Genomic DNA, 23,170 nt, shown 5'->3' with positions numbered 1-23,170 from the left:
TTGGCACCTCTTATTCTTTCACTATTTGATTACGATGCATTACAATTTGTTTCGTCGCTTGAAATTGGTGTTCACCATAAAACTTTATTAATTTCTCTCCACAAAATAGACTAACAATATGAACATGAGAAATCTCTTGAAGTAACATTGTAAGCATTTTCTCTCCAATCCCTTTATTTCTTACAATCTCATGCACAACAACATCTTCTATGTACGCTCGAAAAACACCATCAGAAACAACCCTGGAAAATCCGATTAATTCATTTTCTTCCCATACCCCAATCGCTATACTATTCTTTAACATTTTTTGAATATCGATTTCTTTTCTTTCTGGCCACCAACCGACAGAGTCATAAAGTTTTTTTATTTTGCCTACGCAGATTGGTTGTTCATGTTGCAATTTATACGTGTACATTTTCTTTCTCCCATCAAATTACTCATTATATTTGTTTTGTCTTACTTTACTCCCTTCAATATAAGCTATTGAATCCAACCGGTTATTAAACCCATTGTAAAATTAATTTATAATATAGATATTACAATTGCAATATAAACAGTCTCTCTCTCATCCTTTCCTCTTTCTTCTATATTAAAAATAGCACGTAATATATTAAGTTGGCTAAAGATAAAAACCGCCCAATAGGACGGCTTTTATCTTTATTTAATTTCATACCACCAACCTTTCCGATCAAGCCAACCTTTCATACCGTTTAATTGCGCATCGCTAGTTGGATTGGAAACAAAATACGTTAAACCGTCTGATTGTAAAATGAAGGTAGCAGTCATTTTTAAAGAAGTTAATGCTCCCATAACACCTGGAGTTTCATGAGGTGAAAAGGCTCCAGATTGAATAATATTTTGTTTAGAAACTAGTGCTTGTATGTTTTCTTGTTTTGGTACCGATTCAGTAAACCAAGAAAGGGGCTTATTTCCTATCAATTGGTTTAAATCACATTTACCGATACCTGGTACATTACCTGTCTCAGTATATTGCCAAATATCACAAGGATATGCTGGTTTATTACCGCCATACCTAGGAATCCATAAAAAATCACTTTTTACGTTCGCCATACCGAAAGGCTCATATACATGATGCCCAACATATAAGCCAACTTTCTTAGCACCTAATCGGCGTAACTCGTCGATAAAAGCTTGTGTACCAGCTCTCATATCATCCATTGTTTTCACTTCTACGTCAGCAGCCCAAACTGTAGCACTCTTATCACCGCGATTCCAAAAATCTTGCGCTTCCTTCTTCGCATCAGCAATTGAAATAAAGCGACAGAATCCATAGTTACCAAATGGAATATTTCTAGTTCTCATTGCTTGGACATAATTTTTATATAAAGGATCTACATAATTTGATCCATCTTGTACCCTAGCAATTACGAAATCTAGTTGTGGAGCGGCTACATCCCAGTTAATGTTACCGTTCCATTTTGAAATATCTACAATGTAACCCATTGCTTAACACCTCCTTTATTAGTATTATATTCAGAGCTCGTCTTATTGCTCTTCCTCTCCTAAAAATTCAATAGTATTTGCTAGTACATATAGTAAATACGACAAGTGTCTTCTACAAAGACAGTAACTCATTTCCATTAAAAAAGAAAATCATAGCTATACGAATCGTACTATTTGTCCTCATAATTACATCAGCTTGAGTAGTTGCTTTAAAATTAAAATAGCATCACCTTGTTTGGTGATGCTTTTAAAATCAACTTTTCTTCTAGAGCACGAATGCTATTACTATAACCGCTTCTCTAAAAAGTGTTGACTATGTCCTTTAGGATGATCTTCAACAACACCGTATTCTCGGTAGCCGTGCTTTTTATAAAAGTCTGGTGCTTGAAAACTAAATGAATCTAATAATATTAATCTACAGCCTTTTTCCTTCGCGATGTCTTCAATTTTATGTAACAGTTGACTGCCATAACCATCATGACGAACTGTTTCATCAACCCATAAAAAATCTATATGAAGATGATAAAAATACATCGTTCCTGTTACCCCGCCTAAGATTTTTCCATCCTCATCTTTCACTACGAAACTTACTTGTTCCAACGGCTGTTTTGCTTCATCATTTAAAATAGACATGTTATATTGAATGACTTTATTTTTTATGTATTCTCCTTCAGCGCGAGTACCATTCTCTATGTGTTTCATATATTCCTTCCTTTCAGCTTAGTAAGCTACCTTTAATTTTTACTTTTCCTCTTTAAAATACTAATAAACACGAATCCACCATAAGTAACAAAGCACGAAAAGCCAATTATCCCTGGTACAGAAACATAGCCTATTCTTATATAACTTATAACAGCAAAACTAACGATAGACAATAAAATAGATGGCCAAAATATAAGTGCTGTTTTTCTTCGCCCTTGTTTCGATGTACTTGCTTTCTCTTCAGAAACACGTGTGCCAAAAAGCAATACAATACAAATGAGGATTGCTGCAAAGTAAATCGTATCTAATGACAGATTATGATCATAAATCGCGATTCCAACTTCAATAGCGATAATTGTTAAAATTAATATGATAATTGTTGAAGTTTTTAAGTTTCTTTTCAATTACTTGACCCCTAGAATGCTTTCACTATATATGTCGTATATGTACTTCAAAGCTGATGCAATAGTTTCATCGGCTTCTTTATTTTCAAATCGATTAGGCAAATCTTTTCCTCCAATAACATAAAGAAGTGGAAATTCATTAAACACTCCTAGTATACCAATATTTATTATAGCTTTTGGCAATCCACCTGTCATATGTGCTAAATGATTATGCGGTATCCCTTCATATTCTCCTTGCTGCCTTACCATTCCATTTATTATTGGTTCCCATAATTCCGGCTCAGTTTTATACCCTCGAAAAATTTGCACTAAAAGTGAATGTATTTCATTTAACTCTCCAACATTTTGTTCATCTCTAGGGTTTTCTTGAACATGTATGTTAGGGAAGTACGTTGAAACATACTTTCTAACAGTATCCCATCCTCCGCAGTGCAATACAATCGCCTTTGCAATATAACTGTCATGACACGCTATCATCACTTCAACAGCTTTACTGAGTGATATTGTATCTCTTCCTTGCAAATGTGGATATAATTGTGCACTATCTTCTTTTGGATTAAATTTAATTTGGTGAAGCATATCATTCCAACTAATTTGTTTGTTTTTTACCATGTTTGCTACTGCAAATCCAATTGCCACTTTTGCTGCTGATGCTAAAGGAACATATAGCTCATTATTATAGGAGGCAATTATATCTTCAAATTTTGTAGAAGACACAATCACTCCAACTTGACCAGATTGTATTTCTTTCATTCTTTCAATGACAGTTTGCATATTCGCACCTCTTTTTATATTGTTTTATTACATTCTTAAATTTCGATATAGAATGTATAAAACCTTTTTTGTTACTTGATATGTATGCATACAATAAAAAAGATAGCATGTAATTTCTCCATGCTACCTTTCTAAAATAAATACTAAGCAAAACGCAAATATCTATTCTTCCGTAGGCATTTTAGGACCATTAAGCTCCAGTTGATAAAAAGCTAAATCTAACCACCTATTAAACTTATAGCCAGCCTTCTTAATTGTCCCCGCATGAACAAATCCATAGTTTTCATGTAAGGCAATGCTTTTCTCATTTTCTGCATCAATTCCAGCAATTAAGGTCATATATTCCCTTTCTTTTGCAACTGTGATCAATGCTTTCATTAAAGAAGTTCCTATCCCATTTTTTCTATATTCCTTATGAACATACACAGAATGCTCAATTGAATATTTATAGGCAGGCCAAGCTCTAAACGGGCCAAATGTCGCAAATCCTACTATTTTATTATCTAATTCACATACTAAAATCGGATAGCCGTTAGCCTTTTTTTGTTCATACCAATCTATTCTATTTTCAAGGGTTACCGGTTTATACGTATAGATGGCTGTTGTATTCAATATAGCATCATTATAAATATCTAACATGTATGTTACATCTTGTTTCCTTGCTTCCCTTATCATCGCGTTCTTCCTTTCATTTCACTCCTACATACGAATACGAGCTTTTCGGAAACCATCAAATATATTTAATGCAGCAGATAAAATGTAAATGATAATACCTCCACCAATTAACCACGTTTTAAATTCCTCTGGAGAAGTAGTAAACACATTTGCTACATACGTAATAAATCCTTCATTAAATAAATGCGGATTTACTACAATTACAATGAATACTATTGTTCCAACTATTTGAAGAATAGCATTCCCGATTGCCAGCTTTTTCGTCCATTGTCCTTGTACTAACTTATAAAGAGATATACCTATTTCAAACACAATCATAATTACAACGATTGGCCAATACTGAAGTAACACATCTTGATTAAAAGTTGCCGCGACAAACTTCAATCCGCTTTCTGTACCATGATATACACCTACAAGATGGTTCGCATAAAAATAAAGTGTTGCCCATATTGCCGTCCACATTAACCCGCCAAATACTTCGAACTTTGAGATCGACTTTTTCTTTGGAACATACGAAGTATTTTTCAAATCATCAGGCGTCCATTTTTTTAAACTTGTCGTCAACGGTTGAGTACCTTTGTCTTTATCTGTTCTTTCTAAAATTGCAAATACAAGTGTCAACCAGAAAAATACATGGAGGCCTACTTCGATAATTTCCCCAATTCCTTTACCTATCAAATTTAAAATAACATTTAATACCGCTTGCTCACCATCATACCCTACAAAATTTTCTGCAACCATTGCAATGAGTGCGATTACAGCTGCAATCGGTATAATCATTTTTAATAACGTCGTATATACATCAAAATAACGTGGTCCAATTAAATGCATCGGTCTATCCAGATACCCATTAGCCAATGAAACTGGGCTTCCCAATTTTTCAAGGACACTCTTTACATCTTCCTCATTATACTCATCAGGTAACATATCCTCGATAGTTGACCGTAGTTCAAGAATAATATCTTCACGATTTTTTTCAGGTAATCTCTTCGCTACTTCCTCGACGTAAATATCAATCAAGTTCATTCTTGTCCTCCTCCTTTAATAGGTTATAAAGTTCTTTCGAATCCTTTATCCATTCCTTTTTTAACTGCAAAAATATCTCTAATCCGTATTCACTTAAAACGTAATACTTACGAGGTCTACTCTCCGTTTTATCCCAACTACTCGTCACTAGCTCTTGCTTTTCTAATCGGCGAAGTAGTGGATATAAAGTACTTTGATCGATTGTGATCCCTGATTGCTCCAATAATTGGACAAGTGAATACCCATACTGCGGTGTTCTTAACTGGCTTAAAACCGCTAATGTTAATGTACCTCTTCTTAGTTCAGTAATTAACGAATTTAATAAAGCATCCATTCACTCACCTCATTTCCATTACTATATGTCATACAGTATATGTTTTATACTATGTATCGTACAGTATTAGTGTGATAAAAACAATGCGTATTTACAAAAAATAGATAATAAATAAGCACAAACTATATAATTTGTGCTTTTCTTGTTAATTTAAACGGCTATTACAACCTTAATTTTGTACCTCTTGTAATATAAACTGTCCATTTTCTTTAATAAATGGGGTAACATCTACAATTGCCTCAATATGAATTACTCCATATACATGCGGATATTCTTGACCGTTAGAAGCGAGTTCATATTTTATTTCTGCTTTTATTAAGGATGGATCGATTGTCAGTAATAAAACATCTTCTTCATGATTAAAATATTTTATAGCAACTTTTAAAGCTTGCTGTAAAAATGAACAATGAATAAATCCCTCTTCTTTAAGTGAAGCTTCATTAACTTCTCCATCTACCTTTGCGATTTCCCAATTTCTTTTTGTTATTACTTTTGTTATCATAGTTATCCTCTCTCCATGTCTTTATATAGAAAAACAAGAGGTTCTTCTTTTTGTTACTAGAAAATCCTCTTGTATGTAATATTTATTTTAATCCATTAATTAAAGGCGATACTTCTCCACTATGGAAAATCCATAAATCATGAAGTGACCTTGTACATCCGACATATAGTAACTTCGCATCATGTTTCGTATTTTTATAATGTTCTTCATCAACATCGATTAATAGAACAGCATCAAATTCTAGCCCTTTTGCCAAGTATACAGGTACTACTGAAATACCACCTTCATATTTACTTTGATCTGCTTCAATGACGTTTACGGCCAATCCTGCTTTTGTTAATTTCTCATATATATCGCGGCATTCATCGTCTGTTCTTCCCATTACCGCAATGGTTTTCACATCTTCGTTTTGTAGATGTTTTAACGTCTTCATAATCTCATTAAATTGATCTTCTGCATGGATTACCTTAACATCTTCACCACTGCGAAAAACTGGTGTTGCGAGCCCAACTGGAATCTCTGCATTTTTAATTATTTCGTTCGCAAATTCTATAATTTCTTTTGTAGAACGATAACTTCTCGTCAGTTCATAATAACCTGTTTCTTGGAATACTTCCTTAAAAGCACCCCAATCTTCAATCCCTTGATAATCATAAATTGCTTGAGATAAATCACCTAATATAGTGAAAGAATTACCTAGTGTAATTTCTTTTAATACATACACTTGGAATGGTGAGAAATCTTGCGCTTCATCAATAACGACGTGATGGAATTTCTGTCCGATTTCAATACCTGTTATGCGGTGATGTATGTAAATTAAAGCTGGTAAATCTTCTACATACACTTCTTTTTTACGACAACTCTTTTCAGTTTCTTTCACAACTTCTTCAGGCAATACTTCGAGTATTTCTTTACTTTTCAATATTGAACTATAGAGTGAAAGTGAACTCATTTTTGGCCAAAACTTCATATATGTATTCAATCTCTTTGTCGCTTCTTTTTTTAGTAATTTCTTCTCGTTTGTTTCTCCATACTTTTTCAGTTCAATTTCAATCCAGCGCTTCATTCTGCCGACTAATCTTTCTCTTCTTTTCTTTAATGGATAGTGCTTATATTCAACTTGCATCCATTTTTTTACGTCTTCTACTGGAATAATAGCTTTGTCCCATGGCTCAAAATCACTTGTTGGTATTAATTCTTTTTCAAATTGAACCATTCTCTCTTCAATAAACGACTTAAATTCCAGTGTACCTTTCAATTTACCGAGCATAACCTTTTCTTCATCACGATTAATAGAAAAGGCTTCTTTCAACTTTTCTTCTGTTTGCTTTAGTTTTACAGAATCATCTAACGTACGTAATGCCCAATCCGGAAATGTTGTTTGACTAATATTCCCTACACCTAATTCAGGAAGCACACTCGAAATATAGTCTAAAAAAAGACTATTCGGAGCGAATACAATCATTCTCTCAGCTTCTAATTGTTCACGATATTCATAAATTAAAAAAGCAAGGCGATGTAAAGCGATCGTTGTTTTTCCGCTTCCCGCAACCCCTTGAATTAATAATGGTAAGTTTCTTTCCGCACGAATAATATCGTTTTGCTCCGATTGTATCGTTGAAACAATATCCTTTAGTTTATTATCTTTATTCTCACCTAATCGATATAGAAGAAAATCATCGGCATGAGATACATCTTCATTTCCTTTTACATATGTATCAACAACACGTTCTAGTTCTCTTTTTCGGATCGAGATGTTTCGCTTTAAATAAACATCACCTTCAACTAATCCGTCTGGTGATTGATAAAACGCTAATTCATCTCCGCCGGTAAATGAATAAAACATACTTGCGACAGGTGCCCGCCAATCAATTACAATTGGTTTCATTGTGTCTTTATGTGAAACACCTACTTTACCGATGTAAATCGGCATAACTTCTTCCTTGCCATCCTCTTGAAAGTCTAGTCTCCCAAAGTATGGCTCATGCACACCAATACGTAAGTTTTGTCTATTAGACTCCCTCATACTTTCTAGAATTTGTTCTTTAAAATCATCGCCATAATAAACCGGAATGTTTTCGAGCTGTTCTAATTGATCATCCATCGTACGTAATGTATCTTTCATCCTTTGTAACTCTTCTTCAAAAATGTTATTCATTTGATGATTCCCTCCTGTCCGTTCTAATTTTTCAGTCGAAATACAATTGTATTAAAAATCCATTTATAAAGTCAATAGTTTTAGTAAGAACTTTCTAAAATAAAGAAGAGTAGAGATTAATCTCTACTCTTCTTTATTTTAATTCGATACGCCAAACATTCATTTAAAGTTGCTAATTCTTTATATTTTCGTTTTTCAAAATCATATGCTCCTCCTGGGAAGAATCCTACAATACTTAAACCAGCTTCAGCACATAGATTGCTAATCTCATCTACCGTATAACAACGTAAAGACTGTGTAACTATATCATTTGAATTATTAGGATGCCACCAATAATCTAACATTCTCTCATTTATAAGATCATATTCATATTTTCGCATAGCTGAGCTTAAGGCCATTTCTTGTCCACTTACCTTTTTCCAATACAATGGTTGATAAATATCAATAAGTGCACATCCATCATCCTTCATCCAATTTTTAATCCGTTTTAATAGAATTAATTGTTCATCATCTGTTCCTACACCAAATCCATCTAAATAACTAACAACATCAAACTTTTCTTCAAAATTAATTTTATAAAAATCAGCGCAATGAATAGCAATATCATTAGTAGAATGCTCTTTTGCAAACATAACTAACTCTGGTACAAGCTCAACAGTAGTCATCTTTACACGTAACTTAGACATCGCCCTTGCAAATCCGCCATTTCCCGCACCTAGTTCTAACATCGACTGAAATGGATGTCCAATTTGCTCTTTAACTTCTTTAGCAACTTGCTCTAACCAACTTTCTGTATTGATATCGTAATTGGATAGTTCAAATTGTTTTTCGTAAAATTCTCTCACATCTAATTCGTTCATTATTATTCTCCTCCTGCAATAGATTTTTCTTCTACAGGTGAAAAACTAAATTTCTGACACCCATGAAAAAATCATTATTATTCCCTATATTTACAATTTATCAAAATAACAAGAAATTTCAAAGTACCAATATAAAAAGCAGATAATGGATGCTACCACTATCTGCTCTATGACTGCTATTATTTTTCTTGTTGATACTCTACCCAATCACCAGAAATGATAACTTTCTTTAGCATCTCTTTATCTTGAGCGACATACACAAATGCACGTATTTCTCTATCTCCTAAATAAATCGTTTCGGTGATTCGGTCATATAAATCACTTTCTGCATTACCTGTATATTCTTCCAGTTCATCTAATTTTTGCAGAACAACCTCATTTACTTCATAAACTTCTCCGTATACTTTGTCCTCATTTGAACAAATCATTGCCGGATACCCCTCGTTTGTATCAAATAATTTACCATACGTCCATGCTCCGTCTGCGATGCATATTGCACCTTGCATAAAATGAGCATTCGTTTGCTCTTTTCTTAATGTGCCATACACGAAAACGTGATGCATATATCCCCTATCCCCTTATATATCTCTACTTTCTAAATTGTAAATATGCACGAATCATAAAGTAACTCACTTCATTTGGAAGTTGTTCCTTAATTGATTTCAGACCACCTTCTGCATTTTGCACGGCAGTTTCAATCAGTGATTCATATTCTGCAGGAACAAAACTGTTCCAGTCTATTTCCATTCCATCTTCAAAAGAGCGAATTAAATGATTTTCAATTGTTTGTCTTGATAAGCCACGTTCTTTCGCAATTTCATCTAGATCAATGCCTTGTTTATACATTTCATACGTTTCTAAATGAGAATTTGCTGAAGCTTTCCCTGACTTTTTCCGCTCTGTCACCACTTCTGTTTTAACTGTTTCAGCATAGTTTGGATTGTCCTTAATAAAGTGCTGAACTGCTTGTAAGAAGTGAGAACCATACTTCACAAGTTTATGTTCGCCGATCCCTTTCACAGTTAAAAGTTCAGAGTCACTTTGTGGCATTTTTGCACACATATCTTTCAACGTTTGATCAGAGAAAATAACGAATGGAGGTACACCTTCTCCTTGCGCAATTTCTTTACGTACTTCGCGAAGTACTTCAAATAAAGGATGATCTTGAACAATTTGTCTTGTCTCTACTCGTTCTTTACGTAAAACATTCTCTTTACCTAATAATACTTCTTTCCCTTTTTCCGTAACTTTTAATGTTGGATACGTACCATGTTCTACTGCAATTAACTCATCTGAAATTAGAAACTCAATAAATTCACTAACTTCTTTTACACTACGATTTGATAGTAACCCGTATGTTGGTAAAGTATGAAAATTGAATTCAATAACTTTCTTATTTTTCGAACCAGTTAAAACTTGTGCAATCATTTGTTTTCCAAATCGTTGGTTCGTTCTAATCATACAAGATAGAACCATTTGTGATTCTCTCGTCACATCGATACTTTCCCGGTCGTCCGTACAATTTCCGCAGCGGCCACAATCTTCTTTCGGTTCTTCTCCAAAGTATTGCAAAATAAATGATTGTAAACATTGTTCTGTATGACAATAATCAGTCATATTTTGCAGTTTTTCAAGTTCATTTGAAAATCGAGATTCACCTGTCGATTGATCAATTAAAAAGCGCTGTACTTGCACATCCTGAGAAGAATATAGCAATATACACGCACTATCTAAACCGTCACGCCCTGCACGTCCTGCTTCTTGGTAATAACTTTCCATATTTTTTGGCAGTTGATAATGGATAACGTAACGAATATTCGATTTATCAATCCCCATCCCGAATGCAGATGTCGCTACCATTACACTCACTTCATCACGTAAAAAGAGTTCTTGCTGCTCATTTCGATCGGTATCACTCATACCAGCATGGTATTTTGATACCGAAACTCCCGCTTTCATTAAATCTTCATACAACTGATCAACTACTTTTCTAGTAGCTGCATATATAATCCCAGATTCCTTTTGATTTTGACGAATATAATCCGCTAAATATGCATTACGATCTTGTCCTTTAATAACAGAAAATGATAAGTTCTCGCGCTCAAACGTTGTCATAATCGTATTTTCTTGATTAATTCCAAGCGTGTTGCAAATATCTTCACGAACTTGTGGTGTTGCCGTAGCAGTTAAAGCTAATACAAGCGGCTTTTCTGGAAGATAATCTAATATGCGATGTATATGTAAATAACTTGGACGGAAATCATGTCCCCACTGCGAAATACAGTGCGCCTCATCAATTGCAATCATCGGGATTTTCATATCGATAAGTTGGTCAACAAACTCCATTGAATCAAGACGCTCAGGCGCTACATAAAGTAACTTATAATGTCCTTGTTTCGCTAATTGAATGCGTTGATTCGCTTCTGTAATAGAAATAGAACTATTAATATAAGTAGCTGAAATACCGTTTTGTACTAATGTATCTACTTGGTCTTTCATAAGTGAAATCAAAGGTGAAATAACTAATGTCGTTCCTTCGAATACTAATGCGGGAATTTGATAACAAATTGACTTACCACCACCCGTAGGCATAATACAAACCGTATCTTCCCCATCTAATACATTTTTAATTGTTTCATCTTGTCCTCTTCGGAATGACGAATAACCGAAATAAGACGCTAAAAGTTCTTGTGCTTTTGTAAACAAAAAAGAGTCACCTGCTTTTCTTTATCTTTCATCTATTTCTATTATATCATCACTTATGCGTGATGAAAGTGATGAATACATGACAAACAGCTTGCTTTTTCATTTTTTTATGCTTCTCTACATTTTAAAGGTTGTTTAGCAACGGTGTTTTAATGGCTATTTATGTTTATAAATTTTAAAACATAAATAAAGCACATATAAAATGAATTACAAAATAAATATACATTTTATTACTCTTCCTTGAATACTACTAATCTTATACATATGAATTCAGGAGGTTACTATATGAAGCAGCAGAATATTAGTTCCATCAAGCAGAAAACAGTACCGAACCAACTCCAATTCTCGAATCATGATGCGTGGAAATATGATTCGTATTATAAATACCAGCCATTATTTTCTTATAGAAAACTTTTTCATTTTCTTTCTCAACTTTTTAAACGTTAATGAGTGTGGGATATATCATTCATAATAATTTTCTCAATATATACCTTATAGACTTACTATAATACAGCTGTTATCATATGAAATATTCTGTTGGATAAACCCCTTTAGTTGACCTGCTTATAAAAGCAGGTCTTTTTTGATTATTATATATTTCAGTACACTTTTAGATACACTTGTAAATCTTTTCTCTATTTTATAACCATACTCCACTCACAACAAATGATGATAATAACGAGATGTAAAATATAAGTTCTTAACATTTATTGAAGTAATTCTTTTTTTCTCAATACACAAAACGAATTTCACTTATTACTATAAAAGTACTCCAGATGAGTTTTTGCTCATCAACATCATCTAGTTAATGGGATTTGCTGCGGGAAGCTGATCCCTTTGACTTTATTAAAGATCCACTTTCATTTGGACACATTTACCAGGTTTTTTCAAGCGAATTTTATGATAATATTACGTAGTCGAGTCCGACATCTCGGCAATACCCTTTTGAGGCTCTGCAACTTCCCTTGCAGAGCCTTGTTTATTTTTATATTCACTTTATTTATATATACCACAATAAAATTCTTCATCTTTTTCCATATCAATTTCTGAAATTAATTTAGGACACGTAACTAAAAATAAATTCCCATCATACTTTGAGTTATACATGTTCAAAGGAGTGTTACCGTTTATGTATTCTTATTGGCAATCGTATTACTCCCCCTATCATAACCCTTATGTACACTTTGATACATCTGTACGTAATTACCGAATTAGTAAAAACGAGAACTTTTTAAAAGGTTATATGCGTTCTTTATGGGAACAACATGTCGCTTGGACGAGATTAGCTATTATTAGCATTGTCTTTAATTTACCAGACGTAAACGTTACAGTTGGGCGGCTTCTTCAAAATGCAACACATATGGGATTGTCACTTGAACCATTCTATGGTGAAGATGCTGTAAAAAAATATAGTGCACTAATTAAAGACCACTTAGTCATTGCAGCGGATCTAGTTAAAGCCGCAAAAGCTGGTGATCAAAATGCAGCTGCCGCTATAGAAAAAAAATGGTACGCTAATGGTGATGAAATTGTGGCGTTTCTTACTAGCATCAACCCATATATAGAAAAAGAAGAATTCAGAAAAATGTTTTATGAACATTTAGCACTTACGAAAGCAGAAGCGCTTGCCTTCCTAAATAAAGATTTTGAAGCAAGCGTAAAACTATACGATAAAATTGAAAAAGAAGCATTAGAAATGGCTGATATGATAACAAATGCAATCGTAAAACAATTCCCACAAGTGTTTCAATAATAATAAGCCGATTTGAAAAAACAAATCGGCTTATAAAACTTTCTATCAATGAAATTTCACCTCTCCTCTTTACATTTAACGTATATCGATATATTTTATTAATATCCGTTTTTTATAGGAGGAAATCTTTTGATTAACGCCATTGGTCTCGTATTTATCCTCACAAATAAACACGAGAAAAAGAAGAAAGTTTATCTGAATGAAAAATTCGCATTAATAGACATTATTGATTCTAAAGAAGTAATTGATGATGAAGGGAACTCACTAGTAGAACTAACATGTAAATACAGTATTTATCTAGATGAAAAATATTACTGTAAATCTCTCGATGATTATACTGGACAAGTATTTCCGTTCTTGAGCGCTAAAATAGGAAAAGGTCTTCTCAGAAACTTAAATTACTATTTCTCTTACGTTGATGCCTATGATAAAAAACCACCCGTTAAAGAAATTAGGCCACTTATGAAACAAGTAACGAACAGATAGCGAAAAATACTAAAAAAAGAAAGCATCTAACTTCGGATGCTTTCTTTTTTGACTCCAGAACTCATTAGTTTCTATCCTTCTTCTAAAAGTATGTATCTAGGCATACTTTTAATTAAAAACATTGGAGGATTAAACTAAATGAAATACTCAGAAACAATTGTTAGTAAACGGCTTCGAACACTTAAAATATCTAGTATATTTATTATGCTAGTTTTAATTGGATGGCTTGGATATACAAAATTACTTTATGAAAACGGATTTCTTCAAGAAAAGAAACTTTCAGTTGAAGTAATGAATACTAGTATTACAGGTGAAATTGAACAAAGTTTCCATGTAAACTTACAAGGTTACCGTAAAACAGACGTTGATACTATTATAGATGCAAGTAAAACCGACCCGAGCGAACTATCTTTAATTGAGATTATCAATACATCTTGTTCACGAGATTGCATAGGTGAACCATTGGCATATGTAAACTCAAACGATGGATATATCTTTTATAAGGAGTCTACCGGAACTAAAATCGCTATAAAAATTAAAAAGCGAGATTCTTGGAAAATTGAAAGAAAACTAGTTCAGGATAGAATGTAAAAGGCTCATATAAAAAAGAGTACTTACTTTTAAGTACTCTTTCAAAAAAATTACCACTTGCGGCATTTATCATCATCGTCACGCTTATGATTGCAACGGCAATCATCACACTCACAATGACGTTTACGTCTACAACCACAATCATCACAATCTCTACGTCTGCATCTTCCAAACATTAGATCATCCCAGAATCTATTACAATTCCGGAATTGTCTACAACGACAATTGTTTCCCATGAATATGACTCTCCCTTCAATAGCATTCATCATATTCTATGTTTGAAAATATAAAAGGCTTGTTTACTAGTCTATATTCTACGTATTATAAAAATTATTTTAGTACCCTTAATAATTCCCCTTACATATTCAAAAGAAATACACATGAATGTAAAGCCCAATATTTAGGCTTTACATTCATGTGTATTTTCTTTCTTCTCTGTCACAATAATCTGTAACTGCTAAGCTCGCTAAAAATGAAACAAAAGCAAGGGTGCTCGTTGTTAAGAATATGTATTCTAATATTGATAAGTTATTAAAAGCAATTAATAACTTATCAATATACCAATGCAAACAAAAGTAAATAAGTTACTTTTAAAAACCATTTTCATGCTTTAATTATAGTTATCTATTTTTAAAAATAAACATTATAAAACATTTGTTATATTAATCAAAATTATTGGAACGGTAAAGCTTACACAAAAGCTCGATATATTACCTTTCTTATAGTTCCTTCCCTTCCCCAACAGCCCCTTTCAACCTCTGCAACATATATCCAATCCCTTTACATCCTTCTAACGGATACGTAATAATTTCTTCTGGATACAGTTGTGTCACTACTTTCTTATGCTTCTTCCCTGCAAGTAAAACTATTTCATCAAACTGAAGCAAGTCTTTTTCAATCATCTGTTGTTTTAATTGCTCCATACTAATAATTTCATCGCTCTTTGAATCGAAAGCAAGATCATAGTTTTCTAATACAATATCATTTGGTCTTAAAAATCCATGCTTCGCCGATAAGATAACCCAATTCTCGAAAAACATAGTTGCATACGCCTGACATGCTTTTCCGAACGGGCTAATATATACATCCTTTGCCTCCATCGGTCCGTAATCTGGATACTTATCCCAAATTTTCTTTTTTCCGCATGGAATTATACATAACCTTTTCATCTTTATTTCTTACCTCACTTCTAACTTTTTAAATATAAAAATATAGAATTCTCTTCTTCTTCATATTCAGCTTCTATATCACCAATACCCACTACGTTCCATCCATTATTTGTTTCTATCGGTTTTTCATTCATTATAATATGAACTTGTGTCATATTTTTAAAATCTTCTTCAAAAGATGCTAAAACAGGTTGATTTATCATATATGTTTTATTATGTATACTCACGCTTAAAAAGGTTTTATGTAATGCTTTATTTCCGTTTAAATTTACATTCATTGGATTAAACATGTTTAATTTCATATTACCTACAATATACAGATGATACCCTTTTTCTTTATAGAATTGTTTAAAATCCTTGTCTCTTTCATTTTGAACAAAATGAAGGATTTGCTTCGTTTCTTTACTTATTGCAATTTCATTATTAAAACTCAAATCCACATTTATATTTTGTTTTAAAAAAGAATATAACGATTTATCACTATAAAAGAAGCTCTTTTTCCATTCAGGGAGGATTTCATCTAATAATAAACATAAAAGCATTCCTGAGCTATAGCAGCTCTTCCTAATGTTATCATTAGCTTCATATGCATCTAAAATAAATCCGCTATATTTTCGTAATGTTTCGCTTTCATCCTTTTCACATATTGCATTGTAAGCGTTCATTTCTACATACCAAGCAGGCCCCTCTATACTTTCAACCATACACTCATATGTTATAAACTCTTCTTTCATAAAACTAGTCCTTTGCTCTCTTAGTTCAATAAATTGCTTGATATAATTATATTTCTCAGCTTGTGACTTACAATGCACCGCATCATATAAACACATTCGTTCATTATTTCGCAATTCTATATTTTCTTCTATTATAGGATATTGAAATCCTAGAGATTCATTTGGAAATCTACTTTCTTTATTCAAATATTGATAGCAATGAAAAAGTTCATGCACCACAATCGCAAGTAAACTTTCATAGTCTTTATATCTATTCATATTCACGATTGCAGTTGGGTAATCTTTGAATAGAATAAGTGTATCACCTTTAAATTGGTCATCCCTCTTTAAAATGGCATACTCACCATCATCTTTCAAAAATAATGGATGATGAAATACATACACATGCTCATCATTATATAATGCAAATGCAGCCCTCTTAAAACCAGGCCATAGCCCATTCAATAATTCTATATTTACATCTTTCTTTATTCGATTTAATATATTGTTCATTATATATAACACCCCTATATCATTCTACATACACCTATTCTATTCCACTTAAAAACAACCCTTTTATTTACATAAATATTAGATAAACCTATATCTTATCTCAATTTATAATGTATTATACAAATATACATGTGATAATTTGATGAAAAGGAGGTGAACAAATGAAAAATATAATCCCTGCACTAGTACTCTATATTATCGTTTGCATAATCGCTATGATTGCTCCAGCATCTGAAGGTTATAATCATATTGGCTGGAAGTTGTTTGTTGGGCAAGCGTATGCCATACCTATTTTCATCATTGCAGCTATTATTACATTTTATATAAACAAGAAAAAGTCTACGAATAAACAGTTATAAGGATAGCGAACGCTATCCTTATAACTGTTTATTCGCTAAGTAAATCCAAAATAACCATTGCAGTACTTTCTATCCTTTCTTCCGAAAAATCAAACATAACACCTGTTTTTTCATATATTTCTTGTATAGGTAAATTCCAATCTGCATTCGCTCCCTCTTTAAAGAAAGCAATCGCTTTTTTTGGATCCTCTCGATAAATTCGAAACAATTGCATTGCTCCTATTTGCGCAATTGCGTATTCAATTTTATAGAAAGGAAACTGAACATAATGAAATGACTCTAACCAGCTTGCACCGATTTCATCTTCTAATCCTGCAATATTGACTGATGAATATTGATACCTTTTACATAGTTCAGCGTATTTCTTATCACGTTCTTCTGGTGTATGGTTTGGATTTTCATAGATCCAGTGCTGAAATACATCTCCTGCAACTGACGACATTAACAAAGACAAAGCACGATATAATTGTACTCGCTGTACTTCTTTATATTCATCCTTTTTCTTATAAAAAATAGTAAGCTTATCCATTATCAGTAACTCAAGACTGAGGGAATAAAGCTCAGCCACCTCTTCACGAAGATACCTTTCTTGCATGCTACTATCATTGTTAAATTGTTTATAAAAATGAAATGCATGCCCCAATTCGTGTATGAGTGCATTAATTGCATAAAATGATGGACTAAAATTAGAATACACAAAAACCTCTTTACTATGAGGAAAGGTAAAACAAGCAGCTCCCGGTGCTTTATTTTCACGTTCTTCTACGTCAATTAATCCCGTTTTTCGTATATGAATAAATTTCTCATAAAAATATAAATCTGTCTTCCGAAATATTTCTTCCACCCCATTCAATAAATCAATAGCATTTTGGAATGGAGCTTTTGGTAATTTACATGGAGTAAGGTCCCAAGGGCGATATTTTTTTACACCAAGATTCTTTTTAGAAAGAACCCCCAACTGTTCCCATATTGGTACAACATATTTTTCTATAGATTCATGAAGCTTATAACACTCTTCAATACTATAATCTCTATTTTTTTGTTTAAAAGCATACTCACTATAATTATTAAATCCTGCATGTAAAGCTATCTCATTCCGCAATTGTATGAGTTCATTCATAATACAATCTATTTCTATTTTCACTATACTTCTTGCTTCACATAAAGTGTACCAAGCTTTTTCGCGAATAGCTCTATTGGGGTTATCTAGTTTTGCTTTTACGTATGCATACGTCTTTTGCTCTCCTTCCCAATTAATAGATATGTTAGACATTATTTCTCTATATTTCGTAATAAGCTTTTGCTCTTTAATGGAAAGAGCAATGTTCTTGTCATTAAACATTTTACTTTTTACCAATCTTGCTTTTTTCATAAAACCGTATTTCTGCTCATTTAATAAGTCGGAAAACGGAGACTCTCTAAATTTCTGGTCAAATTTCGCATTGTATCTTTTTAAAAGTGGTTGAATTGTATTTTGATTATACATATGTAAATTACGTTTATTTCTGTCATTTGTATCTCTATACGTGGCAATTAAACTACTTGTTATCTCCTCTTCTATTTCAGCGGTTACACGCAGTTCATCCAAAAGCCAACTCTCTAATTCTGAAACAGAAGTAATATTTCGCTCTAAAAGTGACTGTAATTTACTCTCCAAATCATTAAGCATACACAATCCTCCTTTTTAAAAATTTTAATTTTCTGTTTTTTATAGATAGAAAAGGACAAGTAGTCAATCTGACTACTTGTCCTTGCTGTTTATCTGTACTCAATAAAATTAAGCTTGGAATGCTTCTGTTAATACTGGTACGATTTGTTTTTTACGAGATACAACACCTTTTAATGTAGCAGTGTTGTTTTCTAGAGATACGTTGTATGCTTTCTCAACAACGTTTGCTGCTTTACCGATCGCAAGACCGACAGAATCGTTAGTTAAGATGTCAGTTACAACGAATAAGAATAGGTCTAAACCTTTTTCTTCTACTACTGCAGAGATAACTTTTTCAAGTTCCGCTTGGTGTACAAGAACGTCGTTTGTATCAACAGCGTTTACTTGTGCGATTTCAACTTTCGCATTACCCATTTGGAATTCTTTAGCGTCAAGAGAGATTAATTGCTCCATTGTTTTTCCGCTTAAGTCAGCACCAGCTTTTAACATTTCTAAGCCGTAGCTATCAGCATCTACACCAGCGATTCCCGCTAATTCACGAGCTGCTGCTACGTCTTGCTCTGTGCAAGTTGGAGATTTGAATAGTAAAGAATCTGAAATGATTGCAGATAACATTAAACCTGCAACTTCTTTACGAATTGTAACGCCATTTTCTTTGTACATTTTGTTTAAGATTGTAGCTGTACAACCAACTGGCTCACAACGGTAGTAAATAGGATCGCTTGTTTCAAAGTTAGCAATACGGTGATGGTCAATAACTTCTAACACACGAACAGATTCGATATCGTTAGCACTTTGTTGACGCTCGTTATGATCAACTAAAATAACGTTGTCCACTTCGCTTGCAACTGTCTCAACAAAACGCGGTCCTTCTACTTTAAAATGGTCTAACGCAAATTGAGTTTCACCGCTGATTTCGCCTAAACGTACAGGCTCAGCATTCATTCCTAATTCTTTTTTCAATTCTGCATAAGCAATTGCAGAACAAATTGCATCTGTATCTGGGTTTTTATGCCCGAAAACTAGTACTTTTTCCATGTTTTCCACCTCTTCATGAAAAGGATATCTTAAAGAAGCAAATATGACAATATTTAAAGCCGAATTTTTTATAAATAATTGTACTTTCTTCTATATTTTTCATCTTTTTTCGTAAAAAAAGATCATCTAAAATGAATTAGATGATCAAAGTGTATATTTAATTTAAAATAGTGTAGGCACTTGCACTACATTGTTAAAAGCAAAATTGGAATTTAAACCATTATTCACAAGGTTCACATCAATAACTTGATAAAATGCATTTCCAGTGTCCGCAATCTCCCAAACAGCTAAAATAAGATGGTAGCCACTACGGTCAGTTGGTATATTCGCTTCATGCGTTACTGTTGTCCCCGGTCTAACTCCGCCATCATTTTTCACATAGAACGGCACTAAATCTAAACTAGACCTTGTTAAAGGCATATTTGGATTCCAATCCTTCTTTGTAATGTAGTATTTCCATTCTTTCGTACTATGTGGTGCAGTTAGTTTCCACTTGAATGTATTCGTCCCGCCGTTTAACGTAACTTTCTTCCACCTATCAACTGTTTGAACGTCTAAAGCAGGAAAATGGCCAGCTCCTGCGATTTGTCCATCAGAAGGTCCTAATTGCGGAAAACCCCCTATTCCTTCTACACTTTGTGGTTCATATTGAATCGGTCCGCAATTTACATTTACCCCTTGCTTACATAAATAAGAACGGCTCGCTGGTGATTCTACATATCCATGAGCTGAAGCTTTTTCTGAAAAACCGAAAGTTAACAATCCCGTAAGTAATATACCACCACTTAATATAACTTTCTTCACCTTCTGTAAACCTTTCGTTCTCATCCCATCATCCCCTTTCCCATAATAAAGCGAAAATAACTATAGTCGGCTAGTCATCTTCTCTACATCCATTATAAGTCGAAGAACATACCTAAAAGAACCCTCTAAAAACTTTCTCAAATCCATTTAGTACATTAAATAAATTTTATTGATACATTCAAATAACACCGCTAGAGAAATATAGACGGTGTTAAATATACTCAATTAAACTATTCGTTTATAAATAAATTACGAAATTGGCAAAGTTAGTCTAGTTATCAAATAGCCCTCTCCCTCTCAGATTTGCGGAAACTGGCTCCTTTCCGATTTCACGTGCCCATATAGATAACTGGCCGATATGGTGGATTTCGTGGACAATGACATGACGTATTAACTCTCCGTGTGTACATTCAATGACTCGGCGCCTAATTGGTGCGTCTCTTGAGCTAATCGGCTCTTCATTGAAGTCAGCTTTTGAAAGTTTCCGAGAATCCATTTCATTTGTCCAAGAGGTCACAAATGGCTTCACTTTCCCGTGGTATTGAGCTGAAAGATTTTTCACTTTTTGTAAGCTGGCATACTCTTCAAACAATGGCTCCTCAGGCACTGATTCACCACGCAACCCTAAGATCCACATATATTCCACATCTACAATGTGAAATAGAGTATGTAGTATACTGCCGAACCCACCGACCCGTTTCTTTACGAGTTCTTCGGCCGACATGTCTTCGCACCACGTAAACCAATCATCACGAACTTGCCAGTTATATTGAAACAGTTTCAACATCACAGCAACCTCCATCTTTTAGATTAACATTTAATATTCACCAAAAGACTTCAAAATTCCTATTTAAGTAATACCTCTTATACAACTGTTAAAACCTTATACAAATTGGCCCTCAAATTGAACATTCAATATGAAGTTAATGAATGAAGAGAAACCCCCTATTATACAGGAGTTTATCAATCTTTTTACAAATCAATACTCAGACCTAATAACAAATTTGTCATTTGAAAATATCCCTCTTTTTAAATAAAAATACTAAATCATTTTATAATAAATAACCGTTGCATCTAAATTACCATTTGGAGATATTGCGTATTCTGGTATTTTTCCAACTTCTTTATAGTCTAATGATTTATACAATCTATTAGAAGGGTCTCCTTCTCTCGTATCTAGCACTATAAGAGACCTATTTTCTTGCTTTGCTCTTTCCTCTGCTTTTTGCATAAGCAAACGTCCAATGCCATTACGTCTGAAGTTTGGATGAGTCATTAACTTACAAATTTCAGCTCTATGAATCCCATTAGGCTTTGTAACTAAATGTAATTGAATACTCCCTGCCACTTCATTATTTATTTTAGCGACATATAAAATCACTTCTGGTGCTAAGACTGTTTCCCAATACTTTACCGATTCTTTTTGTTCCAGTGGAGGTAAAAAACCAATTGATGCCCCATCATCTACAACCGTTTTCAAAAGATTCGAAAGCTCCTCCACGTCATCTTTTATTTGCTTAATCTCTTCAATGACTAAATTTTGCATTACTAATCCCCCTTTTGTTTCATTGTACCAATTTTTAAAGAAGGAATAACGAAATCCTAAAATGAAATATATATTTAGATAAAACATACTTATAGAATGTATGGAAAGTGGAGGGATTAACAATTAGTAAAACAGGTTTTGACTTAATAAAATATGAGGACAACTTTGATCTTGGCTATGAAGATATCGAAGAGATATCTATGAGCTGTAAATTTTCTAACTGCACTCATACAAATGAACCACATTGCGCAATAAAAAAGCTATTTCCGATGAATTTCTTACAGAAGAAATAATAAATAGTTACTATCGAGATAAGAATGAATTCGAATATGTATGTAAACAAAAGAACAAAACAAAAGCTATTGATTATATGAAACAATTGAAACTTTTTAGAAAATCTTAATACTAAATAAATAGTTGTTATTTCTCATTCCCACTAAATTTAAAATTCTTACTTTAATACATCACATACCAAATAATTTTTATACTCAAATTTAATCTCACGTAAAAGAACGTTTTAAACATAAAGTTTAAAACGTTCTTTTATATTCAATGCTTTTGATTTTTCAGTTCACTTAAACACTCTTGTACTAATGTTACTGCTTGACTCATTGCAGCTCCGCCAGCAAATGCCGCTGATACACCACATGCTTCCAAAATTTCTTTATCTGAACACCCTTGATCAAGACAACCTTTTGTATGATAAACGGTACAATATTCATCTTGCGTTGCTAGACTAATTCCTAATGCAATAAGTTGTTTTTCTCTTTTCGTTAAAGAACCCTCTTGAAAACAAGCTTGCGTGAATGCATTATATGTTTCAGCAATTTCAGGAATTTGGTTTGTAAAACTACCAATTCCTTCTTTATAATGATGTAGAACGTCATTTACTGAACTATGTTGTTCGTGTTCCATTTTATTATT

At 33.2% G+C, this 23,170-nt stretch carries 27 protein-coding genes and 1 pseudogene; 6 read left to right on the top strand and 22 right to left on the bottom strand.

Annotated features, from left to right (window positions below; all coding sequences use genetic code 11):
* Positions 1-10: 10 nt before the first annotated feature.
* From ACUN0F_RS19290 to recQ, 13 genes are all read right to left on the bottom strand, one after another.
* Positions 11-415 carry a GNAT family N-acetyltransferase gene (locus tag ACUN0F_RS19290; protein WP_445539955.1) on the bottom strand — a complete coding sequence of 135 codons (405 nt, stop codon included), beginning with the start codon at positions 413-415 and terminating at the stop codon, positions 11-13.
* Between the two features lie 242 nt (positions 416-657).
* Positions 658-1,464 (bottom strand): GH25 family lysozyme, encoded by an 807-nt coding sequence (locus ACUN0F_RS19285; protein ID WP_000540641.1) that lies wholly within the window; start codon positions 1,462-1,464, stop codon positions 658-660.
* Between the two features lie 285 nt (positions 1,465-1,749).
* Positions 1,750-2,166 (bottom strand): GNAT family N-acetyltransferase, encoded by a 417-nt coding sequence (locus tag ACUN0F_RS19280; RefSeq protein WP_445539954.1) that lies wholly within the window; start codon positions 2,164-2,166, stop codon positions 1,750-1,752.
* 32 nt (positions 2,167-2,198) lie between these two features.
* Complete coding sequence (locus ACUN0F_RS19275) at positions 2,199-2,570, bottom strand: hypothetical protein (RefSeq protein WP_046954113.1); 372 nt, start codon at positions 2,568-2,570, stop codon at positions 2,199-2,201.
* Positions 2,571-3,344 carry a serine hydrolase gene (locus ACUN0F_RS19270; protein WP_046954114.1) on the bottom strand — a complete coding sequence of 258 codons (774 nt, stop codon included), beginning with the start codon at positions 3,342-3,344 and terminating at the stop codon, positions 2,571-2,573. It abuts the gene before it with no gap.
* Between the two features lie 162 nt (positions 3,345-3,506).
* The gene (locus ACUN0F_RS19265) at positions 3,507-4,019 is read right to left on the bottom strand and encodes a GNAT family N-acetyltransferase (protein WP_098190857.1); all 513 of its coding nucleotides are present in this window, start codon (positions 4,017-4,019) and stop codon (positions 3,507-3,509) included.
* Between the two features lie 24 nt (positions 4,020-4,043).
* The gene (locus ACUN0F_RS19260; RefSeq protein ID WP_046959655.1) at positions 4,044-5,045 is read right to left on the bottom strand and encodes an HAAS signaling domain-containing protein; all 1,002 of its coding nucleotides are present in this window, start codon (positions 5,043-5,045) and stop codon (positions 4,044-4,046) included.
* A complete protein-coding gene (locus ACUN0F_RS19255) occupies positions 5,032-5,379 on the bottom strand; it encodes a PadR family transcriptional regulator (RefSeq protein WP_060486712.1) in 348 nt (115 codons plus the stop codon). The genes ACUN0F_RS19260 and ACUN0F_RS19255 overlap by 14 nt, the downstream gene beginning before the upstream one ends.
* 169 nt (positions 5,380-5,548) lie before the next feature.
* A complete protein-coding gene (locus tag ACUN0F_RS19250; protein ID WP_445539953.1) occupies positions 5,549-5,881 on the bottom strand; it encodes a DUF952 domain-containing protein in 333 nt (110 codons plus the stop codon).
* 82 nt (positions 5,882-5,963) lie between these two features.
* Entirely contained in the window at positions 5,964-8,039 is a 2,076-nt protein-coding gene (locus ACUN0F_RS19245) for a HelD family protein (protein ID WP_445539952.1), read from the bottom strand.
* Between the two features lie 116 nt (positions 8,040-8,155).
* Complete coding sequence (locus tag ACUN0F_RS19240; RefSeq protein ID WP_445539951.1) at positions 8,156-8,899, bottom strand: class I SAM-dependent methyltransferase; 744 nt, start codon at positions 8,897-8,899, stop codon at positions 8,156-8,158.
* A 179-nt stretch (positions 8,900-9,078) separates the two neighbouring features.
* Positions 9,079-9,462, bottom strand: a complete 384-nt coding sequence (locus ACUN0F_RS19235; protein ID WP_046954119.1) for a gamma-glutamylcyclotransferase family protein — start codon at positions 9,460-9,462, stop codon at positions 9,079-9,081.
* 25 nt (positions 9,463-9,487) lie between these two features.
* Positions 9,488-11,605, bottom strand: a complete 2,118-nt coding sequence (gene recQ, locus ACUN0F_RS19230; protein WP_445539950.1) for a DNA helicase RecQ — start codon at positions 11,603-11,605, stop codon at positions 9,488-9,490.
* Between the two features lie 285 nt (positions 11,606-11,890).
* Here recQ and ACUN0F_RS19225 point away from each other — a divergent pair, with 285 nt between their 5' ends.
* The 4 genes from ACUN0F_RS19225 to ACUN0F_RS19210 all read left to right on the top strand — a co-directional run bounded on the left by ACUN0F_RS19225 (position 11,891) and on the right by ACUN0F_RS19210 (position 14,435).
* Entirely contained in the window at positions 11,891-12,052 is a 162-nt protein-coding gene (locus ACUN0F_RS19225; RefSeq protein ID WP_445539949.1) for a hypothetical protein, read from the top strand.
* A gap of 682 nt (positions 12,053-12,734) precedes the next feature.
* Positions 12,735-13,358, top strand: coding sequence for an acetylglutamate kinase (locus ACUN0F_RS19220; protein ID WP_137052833.1), 624 nt, complete (start codon positions 12,735-12,737; stop codon positions 13,356-13,358).
* 129 nt (positions 13,359-13,487) lie between these two features.
* Complete coding sequence (locus tag ACUN0F_RS19215; protein ID WP_000606238.1) at positions 13,488-13,844, top strand: hypothetical protein; 357 nt, start codon at positions 13,488-13,490, stop codon at positions 13,842-13,844.
* 138 nt (positions 13,845-13,982) lie between these two features.
* Positions 13,983-14,435: a hypothetical protein gene (locus ACUN0F_RS19210; RefSeq protein ID WP_445539948.1), complete on the top strand. Its 453-nt coding sequence runs from the start codon at positions 13,983-13,985 to the stop codon at positions 14,433-14,435.
* 50 nt (positions 14,436-14,485) lie between these two features.
* Here the strand turns inward: ACUN0F_RS19210 and ACUN0F_RS19205 are convergent, their stop codons facing one another.
* The 3 genes from ACUN0F_RS19205 to ACUN0F_RS19195 all read right to left on the bottom strand — a co-directional run bounded on the left by ACUN0F_RS19205 (position 14,486) and on the right by ACUN0F_RS19195 (position 16,830).
* A complete protein-coding gene (locus ACUN0F_RS19205) occupies positions 14,486-14,671 on the bottom strand; it encodes a hypothetical protein (RefSeq protein WP_445539947.1) in 186 nt (61 codons plus the stop codon).
* Positions 14,672-15,154: 483 nt separating this feature from the next.
* Positions 15,155-15,604, bottom strand: coding sequence for a DUF6884 domain-containing protein (locus tag ACUN0F_RS19200; RefSeq protein ID WP_088063701.1), 450 nt, complete (start codon positions 15,602-15,604; stop codon positions 15,155-15,157).
* A 20-nt stretch (positions 15,605-15,624) separates the two neighbouring features.
* The gene (locus tag ACUN0F_RS19195) at positions 15,625-16,830 is read right to left on the bottom strand and encodes a peptide ABC transporter permease (protein ID WP_264461732.1); all 1,206 of its coding nucleotides are present in this window, start codon (positions 16,828-16,830) and stop codon (positions 15,625-15,627) included.
* Positions 16,831-16,991: 161 nt separating this feature from the next.
* Here ACUN0F_RS19195 and ACUN0F_RS19190 point away from each other — a divergent pair, with 161 nt between their 5' ends.
* The gene (locus ACUN0F_RS19190; RefSeq protein ID WP_046954126.1) at positions 16,992-17,189 is read left to right on the top strand and encodes a DUF4017 family protein; all 198 of its coding nucleotides are present in this window, start codon (positions 16,992-16,994) and stop codon (positions 17,187-17,189) included.
* Between the two features lie 28 nt (positions 17,190-17,217).
* Here ACUN0F_RS19190 and ACUN0F_RS19185 read toward each other — a convergent pair whose 3' ends face one another.
* The 5 genes from ACUN0F_RS19185 to ACUN0F_RS19165 all read right to left on the bottom strand — a co-directional run bounded on the left by ACUN0F_RS19185 (position 17,218) and on the right by ACUN0F_RS19165 (position 22,246).
* A complete protein-coding gene (locus ACUN0F_RS19185) occupies positions 17,218-18,858 on the bottom strand; it encodes a M3 family oligoendopeptidase (RefSeq protein WP_445539946.1) in 1,641 nt (546 codons plus the stop codon).
* A gap of 108 nt (positions 18,859-18,966) precedes the next feature.
* Positions 18,967-19,896 (bottom strand): manganese-dependent inorganic pyrophosphatase, encoded by a 930-nt coding sequence (ppaC, locus tag ACUN0F_RS19180; protein ID WP_327974161.1) that lies wholly within the window; start codon positions 19,894-19,896, stop codon positions 18,967-18,969.
* Between the two features lie 162 nt (positions 19,897-20,058).
* Positions 20,059-20,724, bottom strand: a complete 666-nt coding sequence (locus tag ACUN0F_RS19175; protein ID WP_046954128.1) for a lytic polysaccharide monooxygenase — start codon at positions 20,722-20,724, stop codon at positions 20,059-20,061.
* Between the two features lie 247 nt (positions 20,725-20,971).
* A complete protein-coding gene (locus ACUN0F_RS19170) occupies positions 20,972-21,487 on the bottom strand; it encodes a DinB family protein (protein WP_046954129.1) in 516 nt (171 codons plus the stop codon).
* Between the two features lie 255 nt (positions 21,488-21,742).
* Positions 21,743-22,246, bottom strand: coding sequence for a GNAT family N-acetyltransferase (locus ACUN0F_RS19165; protein ID WP_426966799.1), 504 nt, complete (start codon positions 22,244-22,246; stop codon positions 21,743-21,745).
* Between the two features lie 107 nt (positions 22,247-22,353).
* Between ACUN0F_RS19165 and ACUN0F_RS19160 the strand changes: the two are divergent.
* Positions 22,354-22,649, top strand: a pseudogene (locus tag ACUN0F_RS19160) (hypothetical protein).
* A 146-nt stretch (positions 22,650-22,795) separates the two neighbouring features.
* Here ACUN0F_RS19160 and ACUN0F_RS19155 read toward each other — a convergent pair.
* Positions 22,796-23,161, bottom strand: a complete 366-nt coding sequence (locus ACUN0F_RS19155) for a carboxymuconolactone decarboxylase family protein (protein ID WP_000399731.1) — start codon at positions 23,159-23,161, stop codon at positions 22,796-22,798.
* Between the last annotated feature and the right edge of the window lie 9 nt (positions 23,162-23,170).

The sequence above is a fragment of the Bacillus sp. 1A genome (assembly GCF_052682215.1).
Note: the sequence above shows the minus strand (reverse complement) of the source record. Positions and strands in the feature narration are given on the sequence as shown.

What these genes read in the sequence shown, in the direction of transcription:
- ACUN0F_RS19220 (WP_137052833.1), top strand. Translation starts at nt 12,735, where the DNA reads ATGTATTCTTATTGGCAATCGTATTACTCCCCCTATCATAACCCTTAT.
- ACUN0F_RS19265 (WP_098190857.1), bottom strand. Translation starts at nt 4,019, where the DNA reads ATGATAAGGGAAGCAAGGAAACAAGATGTAACATACATGTTAGATATT.
- ACUN0F_RS19240 (WP_445539951.1), bottom strand. Translation starts at nt 8,899, where the DNA reads ATGAACGAATTAGATGTGAGAGAATTTTACGAAAAACAATTTGAACTA.
- ACUN0F_RS19245 (WP_445539952.1), bottom strand. Translation starts at nt 8,039, where the DNA reads ATGAATAACATTTTTGAAGAAGAGTTACAAAGGATGAAAGATACATTA.
- ACUN0F_RS19235 (WP_046954119.1), bottom strand. Translation starts at nt 9,462, where the DNA reads ATGCATCACGTTTTCGTGTATGGCACATTAAGAAAAGAGCAAACGAAT.
- ACUN0F_RS19280 (WP_445539954.1), bottom strand. Translation starts at nt 2,166, where the DNA reads ATGAAACACATAGAGAATGGTACTCGCGCTGAAGGAGAATACATAAAA.
- ACUN0F_RS19175 (WP_046954128.1), bottom strand. Translation starts at nt 20,724, where the DNA reads ATGAGAACGAAAGGTTTACAGAAGGTGAAGAAAGTTATATTAAGTGGT.
- ACUN0F_RS19225 (WP_445539949.1), top strand. Translation starts at nt 11,891, where the DNA reads ATGAAGCAGCAGAATATTAGTTCCATCAAGCAGAAAACAGTACCGAAC.
- ACUN0F_RS19290 (WP_445539955.1), bottom strand. Translation starts at nt 415, where the DNA reads ATGTACACGTATAAATTGCAACATGAACAACCAATCTGCGTAGGCAAA.
- ACUN0F_RS19190 (WP_046954126.1), top strand. Translation starts at nt 16,992, where the DNA reads ATGAAAAATATAATCCCTGCACTAGTACTCTATATTATCGTTTGCATA.
- ACUN0F_RS19165 (WP_426966799.1), bottom strand. Translation starts at nt 22,246, where the DNA reads ATGCAAAATTTAGTCATTGAAGAGATTAAGCAAATAAAAGATGACGTG.
- ACUN0F_RS19250 (WP_445539953.1), bottom strand. Translation starts at nt 5,881, where the DNA reads ATGATAACAAAAGTAATAACAAAAAGAAATTGGGAAATCGCAAAGGTA.
- ACUN0F_RS19195 (WP_264461732.1), bottom strand. Translation starts at nt 16,830, where the DNA reads ATGAACAATATATTAAATCGAATAAAGAAAGATGTAAATATAGAATTA.
- ppaC (WP_327974161.1), bottom strand. Translation starts at nt 19,896, where the DNA reads ATGGAAAAAGTACTAGTTTTCGGGCATAAAAACCCAGATACAGATGCA.
- ACUN0F_RS19270 (WP_046954114.1), bottom strand. Translation starts at nt 3,344, where the DNA reads ATGCAAACTGTCATTGAAAGAATGAAAGAAATACAATCTGGTCAAGTT.
- ACUN0F_RS19210 (WP_445539948.1), top strand. Translation starts at nt 13,983, where the DNA reads ATGAAATACTCAGAAACAATTGTTAGTAAACGGCTTCGAACACTTAAA.
- ACUN0F_RS19255 (WP_060486712.1), bottom strand. Translation starts at nt 5,379, where the DNA reads ATGGATGCTTTATTAAATTCGTTAATTACTGAACTAAGAAGAGGTACA.
- ACUN0F_RS19200 (WP_088063701.1), bottom strand. Translation starts at nt 15,604, where the DNA reads ATGAAAAGGTTATGTATAATTCCATGCGGAAAAAAGAAAATTTGGGAT.
- ACUN0F_RS19155 (WP_000399731.1), bottom strand. Translation starts at nt 23,161, where the DNA reads ATGGAACACGAACAACATAGTTCAGTAAATGACGTTCTACATCATTAT.
- ACUN0F_RS19185 (WP_445539946.1), bottom strand. Translation starts at nt 18,858, where the DNA reads ATGCTTAATGATTTGGAGAGTAAATTACAGTCACTTTTAGAGCGAAAT.
- ACUN0F_RS19285 (WP_000540641.1), bottom strand. Translation starts at nt 1,464, where the DNA reads ATGGGTTACATTGTAGATATTTCAAAATGGAACGGTAACATTAACTGG.
- ACUN0F_RS19205 (WP_445539947.1), bottom strand. Translation starts at nt 14,671, where the DNA reads ATGGGAAACAATTGTCGTTGTAGACAATTCCGGAATTGTAATAGATTC.
- ACUN0F_RS19170 (WP_046954129.1), bottom strand. Translation starts at nt 21,487, where the DNA reads ATGTTGAAACTGTTTCAATATAACTGGCAAGTTCGTGATGATTGGTTT.
- ACUN0F_RS19260 (WP_046959655.1), bottom strand. Translation starts at nt 5,045, where the DNA reads ATGAACTTGATTGATATTTACGTCGAGGAAGTAGCGAAGAGATTACCT.